11 protein-coding genes are annotated in these 16,597 nt (G+C 36.5%); 6 read left to right on the top strand and 5 right to left on the bottom strand.

What is annotated here, in order from left to right:
- Positions 1–357: 357 nt before the first annotated feature.
- Complete coding sequence (secD, locus tag PFY09_RS00390) at positions 358–3,270, bottom strand: protein translocase subunit SecD (protein WP_271161014.1); 2,913 nt, start codon at positions 3,268–3,270, stop codon at positions 358–360.
- Between the two features lie 215 nt (positions 3,271–3,485).
- On the opposite strand from secD, the gene PFY09_RS00385 reads away from it, so the two are divergent.
- Positions 3,486–4,850, top strand: a complete 1,365-nt coding sequence (locus PFY09_RS00385; RefSeq protein WP_271161013.1) for a PQQ-dependent sugar dehydrogenase — start codon at positions 3,486–3,488, stop codon at positions 4,848–4,850.
- A gap of 25 nt (positions 4,851–4,875) precedes the next feature.
- Here PFY09_RS00385 and PFY09_RS00380 read toward each other — a convergent pair whose 3' ends face one another.
- From PFY09_RS00380 to PFY09_RS00365, 4 genes are all read right to left on the bottom strand, one after another.
- The gene (locus tag PFY09_RS00380) at positions 4,876–6,087 is read right to left on the bottom strand and encodes a hypothetical protein (RefSeq protein ID WP_271161012.1); all 1,212 of its coding nucleotides are present in this window, start codon (positions 6,085–6,087) and stop codon (positions 4,876–4,878) included.
- A 4-nt stretch (positions 6,088–6,091) separates the two neighbouring features.
- Positions 6,092–7,450 carry an oxygen-independent coproporphyrinogen III oxidase gene (hemN, locus tag PFY09_RS00375; RefSeq protein ID WP_076393548.1) on the bottom strand — a complete coding sequence of 453 codons (1,359 nt, stop codon included), beginning with the start codon at positions 7,448–7,450 and terminating at the stop codon, positions 6,092–6,094.
- A gap of 421 nt (positions 7,451–7,871) precedes the next feature.
- Complete coding sequence (locus tag PFY09_RS00370; RefSeq protein ID WP_271161011.1) at positions 7,872–8,885, bottom strand: WD40/YVTN/BNR-like repeat-containing protein; 1,014 nt, start codon at positions 8,883–8,885, stop codon at positions 7,872–7,874.
- 61 nt (positions 8,886–8,946) lie between these two features.
- On the bottom strand, positions 8,947–10,464 hold the full coding sequence (locus PFY09_RS00365) for an APC family permease (protein WP_084196433.1): 1,518 nt from the start codon (positions 10,462–10,464) through the stop codon (positions 8,947–8,949).
- Between the two features lie 165 nt (positions 10,465–10,629).
- On the opposite strand from PFY09_RS00365, the gene pnuC reads away from it, so the two are divergent.
- The 5 genes from pnuC to PFY09_RS00340 all read left to right on the top strand — a co-directional run bounded on the left by pnuC (position 10,630) and on the right by PFY09_RS00340 (position 16,596).
- A complete protein-coding gene (pnuC, locus tag PFY09_RS00360) occupies positions 10,630–11,301 on the top strand; it encodes a nicotinamide riboside transporter PnuC (RefSeq protein ID WP_271161010.1) in 672 nt (223 codons plus the stop codon).
- 4 nt (positions 11,302–11,305) lie between these two features.
- Positions 11,306–11,932: a hypothetical protein gene (locus tag PFY09_RS00355; RefSeq protein ID WP_116099522.1), complete on the top strand. Its 627-nt coding sequence runs from the start codon at positions 11,306–11,308 to the stop codon at positions 11,930–11,932.
- Between the two features lie 104 nt (positions 11,933–12,036).
- The gene (gene dapF / locus PFY09_RS00350) at positions 12,037–12,804 is read left to right on the top strand and encodes a diaminopimelate epimerase (RefSeq protein WP_087706375.1); all 768 of its coding nucleotides are present in this window, start codon (positions 12,037–12,039) and stop codon (positions 12,802–12,804) included.
- Positions 12,805–12,832: 28 nt separating this feature from the next.
- Positions 12,833–13,858: an endolytic transglycosylase MltG gene (mltG, locus tag PFY09_RS00345; RefSeq protein WP_271161009.1), complete on the top strand. Its 1,026-nt coding sequence runs from the start codon at positions 12,833–12,835 to the stop codon at positions 13,856–13,858.
- A 167-nt stretch (positions 13,859–14,025) separates the two neighbouring features.
- Positions 14,026–16,596 carry a TonB-dependent receptor domain-containing protein gene (locus PFY09_RS00340; protein ID WP_271161008.1) on the top strand — a complete coding sequence of 857 codons (2,571 nt, stop codon included), beginning with the start codon at positions 14,026–14,028 and terminating at the stop codon, positions 16,594–16,596.
- The last annotated feature ends 1 nt before the right edge of the window (position 16,597 follow it).

Here is a 16,597-nt window from a genome sequence, read left to right as displayed (position 1 = left end):
AAATTATGAGAAATGGTGTTGGCGGATGATTGATAATTGATGGTTGATGATTGATTGTGGATGGTTTAAGAGTTTAAGCTGAGTGCATCAATTTTTGATTTTTTCAAATATTTAATATCCGACTGGAACCCTAGTCCTGATTGCAGCATTTGTCTGAGCTCATTTTTAATGATTCTTGTGGCGCGGCTTCGCCGCGCCACAAGAATCATTAAAAATAGCGAGTGCGGAAAGCAGGAAATAACTCCTGATTAAATAAAAGAGTTGGAGAGTCTTAAAGATTCAATATCAAAGGGGTCAACAGCAACAAAAAAGCCTCCCGAAGTCGGAAGGCTTTTTTCTTATTTATTGTAGTATAAATTATTTTGAAGCAAGTACTTCTTTGTTGGTTGTCGTCTTGCCGTGAACTTCATCTTCTTTTCCTGTTTTCAGGAAATCATAGGCAATTGCCGATGCTACGAAGATGGATGAATACGTACCGAAACCAATACCGATTAACATCGCAAACATAAATCCTCTAAGGTTATCTCCACCGAAAATGAAGATTGCCAGAATTACTAAGATCGTCGTAAATGAGGTGTTGAAGGTTCTACCCAAAGTACTTGAAATAGAATCATCAAATAATCCTGCTAATGTTAACGATTTCTTCTCTCTTAAATATTCTCTGATTCTGTCGAAGATAATTACGGTATCGTTAATTGAGTACCCCAATACGGTAAGGATCGCAGCGATGAAATCCTGATTGATCTCCATATTGAACGGCATATATTTGTGAAGCAATGAATACGCCCCCAAAATAATGATCGCATCGTGGAATAACGCAGCAACCGCACCCAAAGAGAACTGCCATTTTCTGAATCTTAATAAAATATAGATAAAGATAATTCCTAAAGCTCCTAAAACGGCGTAGATCCCGTGAATTTTGATATCATCTGCAACCGAAGGTCCTACTTTCTCGGAAGAAATAATTCCTGCATGTTCTTTATCTGCAGATTTGAAATCTTTCAACGTGGTTCCTGCAGGTAAGTTTGATTTTAAACCTTCATATAATTTTTGCTCAATTACCTGATCTGCTTTTAAAGATTCGTCTTCGATAAGGTAATCTGTAGAGATCTTTAACTGATTGTTGCTTCCGAAAGTTTTAGCTTCAACAGAAGAGTTTTTACCGTCTTCAGTTTTGAATAAAGCCACTAATTTGTCTTCAACATCTTCCGCTTTTATATCTTTATCAAATCTTACCACGTAGTTTCTACCACCTGTAAAGTCGATACCGTATTTGAAACCGTGTGTAGCAATAGAAATGATACAAGCAATCGTTAAAACAGCCGAGAAAATGTATGCATATTTTCTTTTCCCGATAAAATCGATCCACGTATTTCTGAATAGATTTTTTGTTGCCGGAGTCCATACAGAAAGTCCTTTTCCTTTAGACAATCTTGAGAAGATCATTACTCTTGAAAGCAATACGGAAGTGAACAATGTCATTGCAACCCCGATCATCAAAGTCAATGCGAAACCTTTGATAGGTCCTGTTCCGAAGAAGAACAATACAACAGCCGTTAAGAATGTGGTTGTGTGACCATCGATAATCGCATTCAATGCGTGTTTGAAACCATCTTTATATGCTTCAAGAATACTTTTTCCTGCGAATAATTCTTCTTTTGTTCTTTCGTAAATGATAACGTTTGTATCGACCGCTACTGCCATCGTTAAAACGATACCCGCGATACCCGGAAGCGTAAGCGTAAAGTCGCCCGAATCCATAATACCGAAAATATAGAATAAGTTGATGATCATAGCAATTACTGCATAAACACCTGCTCCACCGTAGTAGAAAATGATGTAAACGATAATAATCGCAAAGGCAATCATGAATGACATTAACCCTGCATCAATCGATTCCTGACCTAAAGACGGCCCTACAACCGTAGCCTGAACTACTTTTGCACCTGCCGGTAATTTACCCGCTCCTAAAACGTCAACCAACTCTTTTGCTTCCTCCTGAGAGAAGTTCCCAGAAATCTGAGTTCTACCGTTTGGAATAGCACCTACAACGTTCGGCGCAGTGTAAACTCTGCCATCAAGCGTTACAGCAACAGGTTTTCCAACGTTTTTCTCCGTTAATGTTTTCCATTCTTTAGCTCCTTTAGAATCCATCTGCATATCTACCACTACTCTGCTCAACTCATCATAGCTGATGTTTGCACTTTCTACAGCACCGTCTACCGGAGCTTTCTGGTTGATATTTCCTCTGATGGCATATAATACCAAGCTTTCAGCATCGGAAGCTTCCGGCTTGTATCCCCACATAAACTGTGTATATTTTATGTTTGCAGGACGTAAAGACTTTGCAACTTTGCTGTTTAAAATTTTGTTTACAACAGCGGTATCAGACAATTTTACGCTTCCTACAGCACTTTGGCTCATAGATTTTCCACCCTGCATGATATTCATGAAGTTTACATTTTTTGCAACTCCCATAGAATCTCCTTTTGCAGCGATCATAGTAGCTAATGTCTGGAAATAAGGATACACTTCAGGAGATTGCTGTACTTCCCAGAACTGAAGTTTTGCAGAAGTCTGAAGCATTTTCTTTACTTTATCGATATCTTTCATCCCCGGCATTTCAACAGAAATTCTTGCTGTACCCGGAACTCTCTGAACGTTCGGCTGGATTGCCCCCAACTTATCAATTCTGGTTCTGATTACCTCAAAAGCGGTTCCTACAGATGCATCGATCTTTCTTTTAACAATCGCTTTTACCTGATCATCAGGCGTGTTGTACTTTACTTCAGTAAGCGTTGTGTTTCCGAAAAGTTCCGGATCTGCCAACTTCAGATTTGTACCTTTTGCTGTGTTAATTGCATCGAACTGATCGAAGAAATTGTCGATGTAAGCTTTTGTAGAATTCTTCTGAACTTCATCTGTCTTGTTTAAAGCCTCAATAAGGATCGGATTTGTAGAATACCCTGTAAGATCATTCACAAGATCTCTCTGGTTGATTTCCAAAAGAACGTTGATCCCCCCTTTAAGGTCAAGACCAAGTTTCATTTCCTTGTCTTTGGCTTTTGTGTAATAAAGTTTAGTGAATCCCAGATTCAGAGTATCCTTAGAAAGTTTTGCAATTTCTTTCTGATACTTCTCCGGATTGTCTCCTGCAATAGCAGTCGCCTGCTTTTCAATTTTGCTGGCGTACCATGTTGGTAATAGCTCATTTAAGCAAATTAACCCTAGTACAATAGCAACAATTGTAATAAGTCCTTTTCCTTGCATTTTGTTATAACTACGTTAAATTAAGTCGGCAAATATAATCATTTTCTTGAATTTTATGAATTTTTAACAACAGAAATCGTTTATTTTCAGATATATCGGCATTCTTATTTTCATTTAAGATTTAATAATTTTTTTGTGATATTTTAATGAATTTTTCAAAGTTTGATTGGTATGAAATTTTCATTCAGATTTAATACACTAAATATCAAAATATTATGAAAAAACTACTTTTTTGCGCAGGTATTTTTTCCTCCCTCCTCTTTAATGCCCAAAGCATTACTCTGGAAGAATTTGCGACCGGGTTTACGGCACCCGTAGAAATTGCCCACGCGAACGACAGCCGGATGTTTGTTGTTCAGCAAAACGGAATCATTAAAATTTTACAATCGAATGGAACAGTAAACTCTACTAATTTTTTAAACATCAGCTCAAAAATCACTTACGGAGGAGAAAGAGGGCTTCTCGGACTGGCTTTTCACCCGCAATACCCGACAAACGGGTATTTTTTTGTGTATTACAATGACATAAGCGGAAATATTACTGTAGCCAGATACACCAGAAGTTCTGCCAATCCTGATGTTGCCGATCCTGCAACTGAAAAAATTGTTCTGAATCTCCCTAAACCTTTTGATAACCATAATGGTGGAAGTATTCATTTTGCACCGGATGGTTATTTGTGGGTCGTTACAGGCGATGGCGGAAGCGGCGGCGATCCGAACAATAATGCCCAGAATAAAAATTCTCTTTTGGGTAAATTACTGAGGTTGGACATCAATTCTACCGGACCTTACAATATTCCGCCGGGAAATCCTTTTGTGGGAGTTGACGGAGCCGATGAAGTCTGGGCTTACGGATTGAGAAATGCATGGAAGTTTAATTTTGATACTGTTTCAGGTAACGTAATGATTGCTGATGTGGGACAGGGACAGATTGAAGAAATCAACAGAATGCCTTTAACACAGGCCGGAATTAACTACGGATGGCGCTGTTATGAAGGAAATAATACGTACAATACGGCAGGTTGCCCTGCGCAATCAACGATGACTTTTCCTGTTGCAGCCTATGATCATTCCGGAGGAAAATGCTCAATAACGGGAGGTTATGTTTACAGAGGAACGCAGTTTCCAGCATTACAGGGAAGGTATTTTTTTGCAGATTACTGCTCCACGCAGATCGGAAGTCTGAATTCCGATGATTCGATCACATGGACTTCCGCTTTTTCAGGCAATAATTTTTCAACATTCGGAGTGAATAATCAAAATGAGCTTTTTGTAGCTGCCGTTAACAGCGGTAAAATTTTCAAAATCACCACGACAAGTCTGGGAACGAATGAGAACAGTATTTCAACCCAGATAAAAGTTTATCCGAATCCTGCTTCTAGAAAGGTTTTCATCGAGGGTGTGAAGGATAAAAATACAACGGTTGAGATCATCAGTTTTGAAGGAAGAAAGGTTTTGGAACCGGGAAAAATTGAAAATGACAACAGTGTAAATATTTCAGGAATTCCTGCGGGAGTTTATTTTATTAATTTGAATTCAGGAAATGAAAAATCTTACAGCAAAAAAATAATAATTAAATAAATTTTCAAACAGTTTTTAATAGGCTTTAGTCAGTTTTCTGATTGAAGCTTTTTTTAAAAAAATAAAGAATTGAAAGAATCGGAAGGATTAAAATGAGTCTCATCCATAAAGAAAACCTCTCCGTTTCATCATCAAATAAAAAATTGGGAATCAGGGTTACCAAAAGAAAAGCAGCCATAAAAAATACAATTTCGGGAACTGATATTGGCTTTGTCTCATGTTCATTCTTTTCAGATTTTGAGCTTAAAATCCAGAAAATTAAAAACAGAATCATAAAAGGGAAACTCCAGATTCTGTAGGTATCATAAGCGATAGCATGCAACAGCAACGGAATAAAAGAAACTGATGCCAAAAGTATGAACAACTGAATATTCTTCTGTAATTTGAATTCCTTAAACATCATCCATAAAGAAAAAAGAAGCGGAATTCCGTAAAATATTGTCGCTTTAGATATAAACAGCCTTTGTATAAAATGCACATACTGATCTTTAAGATAATACGAAAAGCTTTTTGTATAGGCTCCGGAAACAGAATCTGCAACTTTTGGTGAAATTGATGAGCCTTTCAGATAGCTGAAAATTTCAGAATAATAATTTCCTCCATAAATTTCCTGAAAAAAAGAAATTGAAAACACGGCAAAAAGAGGCAGAATAATAAATACACCAAATTTCTTTAAAAGATGTTTCGAAAAAATGTTTCTGAAGGAAAATCGCTGTATTGAAGTTTCATTAATAATAATGGAAAAACAACAGACAGGAAGCATCAGAAAAAGAGAAATCTCGTGGATGAAAATGCTGAAAACCGCCACCAACGAAGATAAAAATAACTTTCCCCGCCCGATCAGGTACACTGATAAAATAGTCAGCAGAAAAATAACATGATCAAAATAGCCGATTAAATGAGCAGAAAAAACGATGTATTGGGAAAGCAGAAAAATGACAAAGAATAAAATCCTGTAAAAACTTTTCTGAAAACTTAAGGTGGATTTTAATGCAATTTTTAAAATTAAAAAGTACAGTAAAAATAAGATCCCTGCTGAAAGAACGGTTATTGAAAATTGATTTTTCTGCGACAGAAAACCAAATAATTCTCCGGCTAAACCTCTTTTGATAAATCCAAATCTGTAATCCAGCAACCAATGAGATCTTGCCCATTCATTCGGAATCCTTATCGTTTTTGAAACACTGAAAATCAGCGCATACAGATAAAGAAATATCAAAAGAAATTTTCTGTTCATGCCATTATATCGTCATCGAGAAAATTCTCGTTTCCGGCTTGTTTCTCATCATTCTGAGATCAAAAACCATTGCTACATTTCTCGTAAAGGCTCTTCCTTTTTCTGTAATCTGGATATGATGACCGTTAATTTCCACCAGCTCATCATTTTCCATTTCTTTCAGCATCTCAAATGCATTTTCAAGCTCCGGAAAAGAATTATTGATGTCAAAAGTGGTTTCCAACTGACACATCAGGTTCAGAATATGTCTTCTTACCGTAAGATCTTCATCATTCAGAATATGACCTTTTACGACAGGAATTTCTCCTTCTTCCACCATTTTCTGGTATTCTTCCACGGTTTTGATATTCTGGGCAAAAGCATACCAAGAATCTGAAATGGCAGACATTCCCAAACCAACCATCAACTGGGTTTTGCTTGAGGTATAGCCCATGAAATTTCTGTGCAATTTCTTCTGAATCAGAGATTGGTACAAATCGTCGTGTTCAAGAGAAAAATGATCCATTCCGACTTCGATGTAGCCTAATTCTTCCAGTAATTTTTTACCATCTTCGTATAAACGGCGTTTTTCTTCACCACTTGGCAAATCGTTTTCATCAAAACCTCTTTGTCCGACACCTTTCACCCACGGAACGTGCGCGTAAGAATAAAATGCCAAGCGGTCCGGTTTTAATTCCATCGTTTTGCGGATGGTGCTTTCCATCGCTTCCCACGTCTGATGCGGAAGTCCGAACACCAAATCGTGACTGATGCCTCTGTAACCGATTTCTTTCGCCCATTCCGTCACTTCTCTCACTTTTTCGAAAGACTGGATTCTGTTGATCGCTTTCTGCACTTTCGGATCGTAATCCTGAACGCCAAAGCTCACTCTTCTGAAGCCTAAATCGTACAAAGTCTGAAGATGTTCTTTCGTGGTATTATTCGGATGTCCTTCAAAAGAAAATTCCTGATGTTCGGCAATTTCCACTGTTTCAAAAATTCCTTCCAGTAAGGTTTTTAAGTTTTTCGGAGAAAAGAAAGTCGGAGTTCCGCCTCCTAAATGCAATTCCTTCAGTTTGGGCTTTTCGTTAAACAGTTTAAGGTAAAGTTGCCACTCTTTTAAAACACTTTCGAGATAAGGGATTTCAACGCTGTGTTGTTTTGTGATCCGTTTGTGACATGCGCAGAAGGTACATAAAGCTTCGCAAAAAGGAAGATGAATGTATATAGAAATTCCCTCTTCTGCATTACTTTCTTTGAATGTTCGGATCACACTCTGCTTCCACAATTCCGGAGTGAAAGAATTTTCGTCCCAATAAGGAACGGTGGGATAAGAAGTGTAACGAGGTCCGGGAATATTATATTTATCGATTAAAGAATTCATTTTCTGTTTACAATTTTAAGGTGAACCGAGATCAGGTTTCATAATGCAAAATTAACTATATCTGATGAATTTTGTATCATGAAATATATTAGCCGTTTTTACGAAATTTATAATGAGTCTAAATATTCCGAATTTAAATATGTTTAATCTAATTTCGGAATTAACCACAAAAGTGGCAAAAGACATCATACTGCATAATCAGAATATTCAAAGTGCTCAAAAGAATAAAAATCAAAGATTTTAAAAACTATTGTGAACTTTTTCATTTATAATCATCAGCTTTAAATAAAAGGTTAGTTATCTTTTGCTCCTTTTGCTGTTAAATAAAAAGTTTAAAAAGACTCCATATAAAAACATCAAAGATAAGTTCAAAAAAATAATCGTTTTTGGAATTTCTGAAGTTAAATTCTATTCTTTAGATTCAGAATTTCAATTTCATGACAGAAATTTTACCATTTCCTGCAAAAACAACGGTATTTTCATTAATCCATTGACAAACAAAAAACCCTTTTTCCTCCGAAATTTTCTTCCATGTTTTTCCGAAATCCGAAGAATAACTGATATGTCGATCTCCAACCGAAATAATCTCTTTTCCTTTGGAATTTGGTTTTATCTTCACGCAGGTTGTATATCCTGAATTTTGTCCGGAAGCCTGGATTTGCCATGTTTCGCCGCCGTCGTTGGTGGTTGCGATATTGTTGATATTGGCTTCCTGTTTTGTATAATCTCCGCCAACCGCGATCCCGAATGTATCATCTAAGAAATCGATGGAATAGATTCCCTGAGAAGATTCTCCCTGAATAACCGGAGTATTGAAAATTTTAAATTGATTATTCTTAAAATTTAATTTTAAAATTCTTGAAGCTTTCCCTCCTGTTGCAATCCATAAATAGTTTTTGGTGGATGAAATATTGGTATTGCTTGCTGCAAAAGCTGCTTCTCCTTCATTCAGTACGACATCATTTTTAAGCATAGTCCATTTTCCGTTATCAAATTTGGCAAGTTTTAATTTGCTGTCCTTATCTGCATCACTGAAAGTATAAGCCAGTTTATCATTCACAAAATGGAGCGCATCATAAAAAGCCGTTTTCACAGCATCTCTAAATACTACTTCATATTTCAAACTTTTTTTATCGATCTTAAAAAATTCAGCGGGACTTTCGATATTGATGGCATAAAAAGCCTTTTTATCCTGTCCCAAAGTACGGAACTGCAATTTCTTTTCCGATAATTTAATCTGTTTCTGATTGTCTGTATTTTTCAGATCAACAAAACCAAACTTAGAATCCGTTCCGCTGTACCAGACTTTGTTATCGTAGATTTCAATAGCTCTGATGCTGATTTTGTCGTTTAAAATTGTTTCTGAACTTTCAATCTGCTGAGAAAATGTAAAAATCCCGGAGAATGACAGTAAAAATGGTAAAAGCTTTTTCATATTCACAAAAATAAAAAATCCACAGAATTCTGTGGATTTTATTTGATCTATTTATAAAATTTTAATCTAAATCAGGTTTTTCTAACGGCTCCTGCTCTGCTTTGAACGTTTCGCCATAACCCACTTTGTGAAGTTTACTGTTTCTTAAACTGTAGGTAAAGTAAATGACCACACCAAGCGCTAACCAAGCCATAGAAAGGTATTTTGCTTCGTGGCTTAAGTTCCAGATCAGATAAAGGTTGATGCAGATTCCTAATGTTGCGATTACAGGAAGTGCAGGAACTTTAAATGTTCTTGGCATATTCGGTTCTTTTTTTCTTAAGATCCAAACCGCAACACAAACCATTGTAAATGCGAATAAAGTACCGAAACTCGTCATATCTGCCAGTTTACTAATTGGTGTAAACGCTGCTACAGTAGCGATAATGATTCCTAAAAGCATTAAACTTTTAGCCGGTGTTTTTCTTACCGGATGAACATCGCTGAACATTTTAGGAATAAGACCGTCTTTAGACATTCCCAAGAAAATTCTCGATTGTCCCATGATCATTACCATCAATACAGAAATCAAACCTACAGTTGCTGCAATCGTGATGATGTATCCAGCCCAACCCTGTCCTGCAATTTCGAATGCATACGCTACAGGTGCTTTAATTGCGTCCGGATATTTTCCTTGTGGATTGAAGTCTGAGTAATGCATCATCCCTGTTAAAACAAGAGATACCAAAATATATAATCCTGTACAAACCAAAAGTGAAACAATGATCGCAAACGGAACATCTTTTTTCGGGTTGATCGCTTCTCCAGCCTGTGTAGAAACGGCATCGAAACCTACATACGCGAAGAAAATTGCCGCCGCTCCGGAAATAATCCCCTGAATTCCATACGCTTCTTTAAGATTTTCTCCTTCTTTTACCATTGTAGCAGCAGGAATGAAAGGATTCCAGTTATCTGCATTAATGAAGAATGCTCCTGCAATAATCACGAAAAGAACCGCAGAAACCTTCATGATTACGATAAGGTTATTTGCTTTAGCCGCTTCTTTAGTTCCCTTGATAAGAATAGAGATTACAAAAATTACGATAAGGAATGCCGGTAAATTCATTGAAAAACCTTCTCCTGAATAACTTGCAGGATCTGAGGTAAGGTAATCCGGAAGATGAAGACCGAACATTTTTAACAACTTATTAAAATATCCCGACCAGGAAACGGCTACTGTCATAGATCCCATCGCATACTCGAGGATGAGTCCCCAACCGATGATCCATGCAAATATTTCTCCCACTGTTCCGTACGCATACGCATACGCAGAACCTTCAACAGGCAGAATAGATGCAAATTCTGAGTAACACAATGCTGCAAATACACAAGCAATTCCGGCAATAATGAAGGAAAGAGCCAATGCAGGTCCCGCATGATAATACGCTCCGGTACCTGTAAGTACGAAAATTCCTCCACCAATAATAGCCCCGATTCCGATAGCTGTAAGACTCCATTTACCGAGTACTCTTTTGAGCTGACTGCTTTTCATATCATTTTCGAAAGCACTCATCGGTTTTTTGGTCCAAATTTTAGACATATTTTATTATTTATTAAAGATTTACGAAAATATAAAAAATTTAGAAACATTAACGTTTATTAATAATTTTTCCGTGTTAATTTTAAATTATGAAACTTAAAAATCTGATTTTCATAATATTTAAATCATTGCAAAGTAAGTGTTTTTTTATTTACTTTTGAACGCATGAATGTATATGATCTTTTCATAAAACCTTATGAAACCGCCTCTCTCACGCAGATTTTGTTGGAATTCTCAGCTACGGTATTCGGAATTTTAAGTGTTTATTTTTCAATTAAAAAAAATATCTGGGTTTATCCTACAGGAATTGTTTCAACCCTCATTTACGTCTATATTCTTTTTAATCTGGGGCTTCTCGGCGACTGTATGATTAATGTTTATTACACCGTAATGAGCATATACGGATGGATTCTGTGGGGAAAAAGTTCTCAAGATCACGTTCATGTAGAAGTAAGCTGGGCATCCAAAAAAGAATGGCAGTACGGGATTTTACTTTTCGTTTTAAGTTTAATCTTAGTAATGGTAGTGTATTATTTCAAGCCTTATATTGACAATAAGTTTTCCATGAAAGGTGTGGATTTAGGTTTGGATCATTTGGACTGGGGAAACTGGCTGGATGTGATTACGACTTCCATTTTTCTGGTGGGGATGTGGTTTATGGCGAAAAGGCGCATAGAGAACTGGATTTTCTGGATCATCGGAGATTTTATCTGCATTCCGATGATGATTTATAAGGAACTCGGAATCACTTCGGTTCAATATTTGGTATTTACATTTATGGCGATCCAGGGATACGCCAGTTGGAAAAAAAGTTATAAAGAAAAAAAAGTACATTAAAAACATGAAAAATTTATTTAAAATAGCATTCAGCTTAATTACAATGGCAAGTTTAACTTCCTGCGCGATATATTCGGATCCTTATGCCAATAATTACGGAGATCCTTATTATGACAACGGATATTATTATGCGCCTCAGGGATATTACGGAAACGGCGGATATTGGGGAAACGACGGATATTATTACAGAAACGATTATACGTATTATTATGATAATGGAATGCCTTATTATTACCAGAATTATAATAACTCCAGAAGAAAAGTTTATGTTGAAAGAAGATCAGGATCGAACGGAACGACTTCGGCAAGACCTAATAACGGTTTCAGAGGCGGTGTAAACGACGGAAGTTCGAACGGAAGTTTCAGACCGAACAACGGACAGAATACAAACCAGAGACCGAATAACGGATTCAGAAATCCACAGCAGAATACAACAACTCCACGACCTCAGAACAACGGAGGTTTCCGAAATAATTCGGGGAACAGCAATTCAAACAGTGGCTTTAGAAATAATTCCGGAAGCAATACGAATTCAAACAGCGGAGGATTCAGAAACAGTTCGGGAGCTTCGACTCCTCAACCGCAGACAACTTCTCCTCAACCAACGAGAAGCGGAGGCGGATTCAGATAAAACCATTATAAATAAGGAAACGGGCAGCTAACACTGTTCGTTTTCGTTTTAATTATAGTAATTTTGCAGTTTCAATTTTTAAAACAAACATTCTATTAAGAAATATGGAATTTTATAAATATCAGGGTACAGGAAACGATTTTGTAATGATAGACAATCGTTCCGGAGAATGGGATGATCTTTCCATTGAGAATATTCAGAAACTTTGCGACCGCCGTTTCGGGATCGGTGCAGACGGACTTATCAAAATAAACACAGCGAAAGGGTATGATTTTGAAGTCGATTATTACAATTCAGACGGCTCTAAAAGTTTTTGCGGAAACGGGGCGAGATGTTCTGTAGCGTTCGCTTTTTTCCTTGATATTTTTGAAGGCAACTGCAAATTTACCGCTATCGATGGAGAGCATATTGCCGAAATCCACAATGGAATTGTAAAATTAAAAATGAGCGATGTTGCTACCATTTCCAATGACGGAGAGGATACGGTGATGGATACGGGTTCGCCGCATTACGTGAAATATGTGGAAGATATCGTTAACTACAACGTTTTTGCGGAAGGAAACAGCATCAGAAATTCTGAAAATTATAAGGAAAAAGGCATCAATGTGAATTTTATGGAAAAAATTTCGGATGATGAGATTTTCGTAAGAACCTATGAACGAGGCGTTGAGGACGAAACGTACAGTTGCGGAACCGGAGTTACAGCTTCGGCTTTAACTTTTCTGCAAAATAACCATCTAATCTCTGTAAAAGTTAAAACTTTGGGCGGAAATCTGAAAGTATATGCTGAAAAAAACGGAGACACTTTTCAGAATATCTGGCTCGAAGGTCCTGCAAAGCAGGTTTTTAGAGGTAAAATAGACCTTATTTAAAAAAGCAAAACTTTTAATCACCATTTAAATGAAGAAAGCTATTCTTATCATCATCCTGCTTGTTTTTGTAGCAGGAGGATTTTTTGGATTTAAATTTTATAGAAAATATTACGGTAATAACATCGAAAAAGACGGATATGTTTTGATTCCTCATCAGGCAAATTTTAAACAAATCCTTGATTCTGCGGCGAAATACGTCGATAATAAAGAAGCTTTTGAAGCTGTTGCGAAAGAAAAAGATCTAGACAAGTATTTCAAACCGGGACGTTATCACTTTCAGAAAGGTTTAGGGAACGCGAATTTGGTTAATATGATTAAAGCAGGAAATCAGAGTGAGAACAGCTTCAGAATTGGTGATTTTGGGGATGTTTATCAGATGATTGGTAAAGTAACAAAAAAAACAGAACAGGATTCTTTACAATTTGTGAATGATTTCAATTCGATTGCTGCCGAAAAAGGATATAACAATGCGGAAGATTTAAAAAAGTATTTCTTTATTGATACGTACAATTTTTTCTGGACGGTAACTCCGAAAGAATTTTTCAAAAAATTTGATGATCAGTATAATGAATTCTGGAACAGCGAAAGAAAGTCTAAAGAACAGCAATCCGGTTTAACGAGAGATCAGATTTATGCTCTGGCTTCTATTGTATACAAGGAATCGGGAGGAAAAAAGGACGAACAGAAAACGATTGCAGGATTGTATCTTAACCGTTATAAAAAAGGAATGAAGCTTCAATCTGATCCAACGGTAATTTATGCAATCAATAAGCAGACAAATTTTAAGGAACAGATCAAAAGGGTTTTTTATAAGCATCTGTCTACTCCATCGCCATACAACACGTATGCAAACAAAGGAATTCCTCCGGGACCTATTTGCGTAGTAGATAAAAATTCTGTGGATGCAGTGTTAAATGCAGAAAAGAACGATTATATTTTTATGTGTGCCGATCCTGTGAGATTCGGATACCACAAATTTACAGCGAGTGCAGAGCAACATGCTATTAATGCAAAAGCTTATCAGGACTGGCTGAATTCAAAAAATATAAAATAATAATCATATTAACTTTTTTTTAACAATTCTATAACTAACATTTGGCTTTTTAATTCGACATATACCTTACAAATAATAAATTAAACTTAATATTCTGAAATTTAAACACATTAACAATTTCATAATATTAAGCAAAATCTTTCACGATTTTACACAAAAAATACCTTATGAATCAGACGGAAATCATTAACATTTTTACAAAGAAAACCTTAGGGCTTACTTTTGTACTTTCGGCAGCAGCATTGGCTTTTGCACAGGAGAAGGTCGGTATTTCCGGGTCGGTGGTCAGCAAGAACAACCAGCCCGTTCCTTACGCTTCTGTTACCTTCAGTAACAAGGCAAACAAACAGTTCAGTGATGCTACGCTTACCGACGAAAAAGGTCAGTACAAGCTTGATCTTGCTCCGGGAGCTTACGACATTACTATTGAAGCAATCGATTACCAGAAAAGTGTAGTTAACAAACAAATTACTGCGGCAGGAAACATCGGTGCTTTATCAATCGACCCTGAAAAAAGCGCTACCAATCTGAAAACAGGAGACATTCAGGGAGTTGTGATCACAGCTCAGGCTACGAAGCCTTACAAGGTGGAACTGGATAAAAGAACATATGATCCGTCTCAGGATATTGTAAGTAAAGGTGGAAATCTTCAGGATGTCCTTTCCAACGTTCCTTCGGTTTCTGTAGACACAGACGGAACGGTTTCTATGAGAGGAAGTTCTAATGTGAAATTTTTGATCAACGGAAAACCTTCTGCCCTTCTTGGAATTGATGACGGAGCCAATGCGTTGCAGAGTATTCCGGCAGATCAGATCGAGAAAATTGAAGTAATTACCAACCCTTCATCAAAATTTGAGGCAAGCGGAACAGCAGGTATCTTAAATATTATTCTTAAGAAAAATAAGAAAACAGGCTTCAACGGAAGTGTTACCGGAACTTTAGGATATTTGCCACAAACAAACCTTAATACCAATTTAAGCTGGAGAAAGGGAAACTTCTCATGGTTTCTTAATGGCGGAGGTGGTTATAGAGAATCTAAAAATACAAACAGAAGCGACGATTATTTCTCTAATGCTATTGCCGCAAGCGATTTTACGGAAAGACATCAAAATTCAGTAACCAACAGTAAGAATAACAATTACAACGCTTCCGCAGGAGTTGTATACGACATTTCTCCAAAAACTTCACTTAACGCCTCCGGTACGGTGAGAACTTTTGACAGTGAAAATGACGGAAATATTGACTACAGCTATTTTTATTTAAGTAATCCAAGTTCATCTTCTAACAGAAGAACTTTGGGTACAAATAACAATCTTGCTTTTCAGGGAGATTTTGGAATAGATCATAAATTTGACGATAAAGGTCAGAATTTATCCGTATCACTAAGTTTACAAAGCAACAGATCTTTTAATGATACCAATATTGATGAAACCAGAAATGGAATATTCAGCCTTAAGGATATTGTAAACCAGAACACTAAAAATAAAACGTTAATTGGTAAAGCAGATTACGAATTGCCGATTGGAGAGTATTCCAAATTAGAGGCAGGATACAGAATAGACATCAACTCTAATGATTACAGCAATGATGTTCAGGAAAGTACAGCTTTAAATCCTACCTTATCATTCTTAAGACCTTACACCTATGACGCAACGTATAAAGAAACATTTAATGCTTTTTATTTGCAGTTTAAAAGTAAGATCGGAAAAATAAGCTATCAATTAGGATTAAGAGATGAAATCTCTAATATCGATATTAATTATGCCAATTTATCTCCTAAGGATAAGGCTATAATTACTACAAAGAATTATAATAATCTGTTTCCAAGTGTTTATTTAAGCTATGAATTTGCTAAAGACAATCAGCTTTTACTAAACTATGCGAGAAGAATTGATCGTCCAAGATCATTCTTTATGATTCCTAACCCGAATTATAGTGATAATCAAAATATTTTTGACGGAAATATTGATCTGAATCCTTCCTACGTAGATTCTTACGAGTTCGGTTACAGTATTTCTAAAAAGAAATTCACTATTAACCCGACTTTGTATTTCAGACATCAGACCGATGATACAAAAATGTTAGTTTATAATAAACTTGCAGAAGATGAAAATGGAAGTCTTATTATACCAAGACGTATTGAATCTCATACCAAGCCAATTAATTTGGGATCTGATGACCGTTACGGTTTAGATCTGAATTTTAACTGGGATGCAACAAGCTGGCTTAAATTTTTAGGTAACGTAGATTTATTTGGATATAATACCAAAGGCAGCACTTTGTATGACACATTCGACAAAAACGGAAATCCTATTCAGGCAGTTGCAGATTTTAACGGTAGTGGTTTTTCAACAAGAGCAAGACTTACCACAACTTTTAAAGTCGACAAAACTTTTAATTTCCAGATTCAAGGTTTCTACAGAGGAGGACAAAAAACTGCTTATCAGGACAGAAAAGATATGTATGCCATTAACTTCGGAGCATCAAAAACGATTTGGGATGGTAATGGAACGATATCTTTCAATATTCAGGATATTTTCAATACGAGAGCAATGCAGGCTACAACATACACTGCAAACAGTATAAGAGATTCTTATATGCAATGGCAGCCAAGACAATTTGCTTTATCTTTAACCTACAGATTCAAGCAAGGAAACGAAAAAGTAGAGCAGCCAAAACGTAAAAAAGACATCAACTCCAATGCAACCGGAGACGATCAGCAAGGAGGACCAATGTAAT

Origin of the sequence: Chryseobacterium gambrini (assembly GCF_027920505.1) — a bacterium.
Lineage (GTDB): Bacteria > Bacteroidota > Bacteroidia > Flavobacteriales > Weeksellaceae > Chryseobacterium > Chryseobacterium gambrini.
Note: the sequence above shows the minus strand (reverse complement) of the source record. Positions and strands in the feature narration are given on the sequence as shown.

Coding starts and splice junctions, on each gene's coding strand:
- PFY09_RS00365 (WP_084196433.1), bottom strand. CDS start 10,464: ATGTCTAAAATTTGGACCAAAAAACCGATGAGTGCTTTCGAAAATGAT.
- pnuC (WP_271161010.1), top strand. CDS start 10,630: ATGAATGTATATGATCTTTTCATAAAACCTTATGAAACCGCCTCTCTC.
- secD (WP_271161014.1), bottom strand. CDS start 3,270: ATGCAAGGAAAAGGACTTATTACAATTGTTGCTATTGTACTAGGGTTA.
- PFY09_RS00340 (WP_271161008.1), top strand. CDS start 14,026: ATGAATCAGACGGAAATCATTAACATTTTTACAAAGAAAACCTTAGGG.
- PFY09_RS00355 (WP_116099522.1), top strand. CDS start 11,306: ATGAAAAATTTATTTAAAATAGCATTCAGCTTAATTACAATGGCAAGT.
- mltG (WP_271161009.1), top strand. CDS start 12,833: ATGAAGAAAGCTATTCTTATCATCATCCTGCTTGTTTTTGTAGCAGGA.
- hemN (WP_076393548.1), bottom strand. CDS start 7,450: ATGAATTCTTTAATCGATAAATATAATATTCCCGGACCTCGTTACACT.
- PFY09_RS00370 (WP_271161011.1), bottom strand. CDS start 8,885: ATGAAAAAGCTTTTACCATTTTTACTGTCATTCTCCGGGATTTTTACA.
- PFY09_RS00385 (WP_271161013.1), top strand. CDS start 3,486: ATGAAAAAACTACTTTTTTGCGCAGGTATTTTTTCCTCCCTCCTCTTT.
- PFY09_RS00380 (WP_271161012.1), bottom strand. CDS start 6,087: ATGAACAGAAAATTTCTTTTGATATTTCTTTATCTGTATGCGCTGATT.
- dapF (WP_087706375.1), top strand. CDS start 12,037: ATGGAATTTTATAAATATCAGGGTACAGGAAACGATTTTGTAATGATA.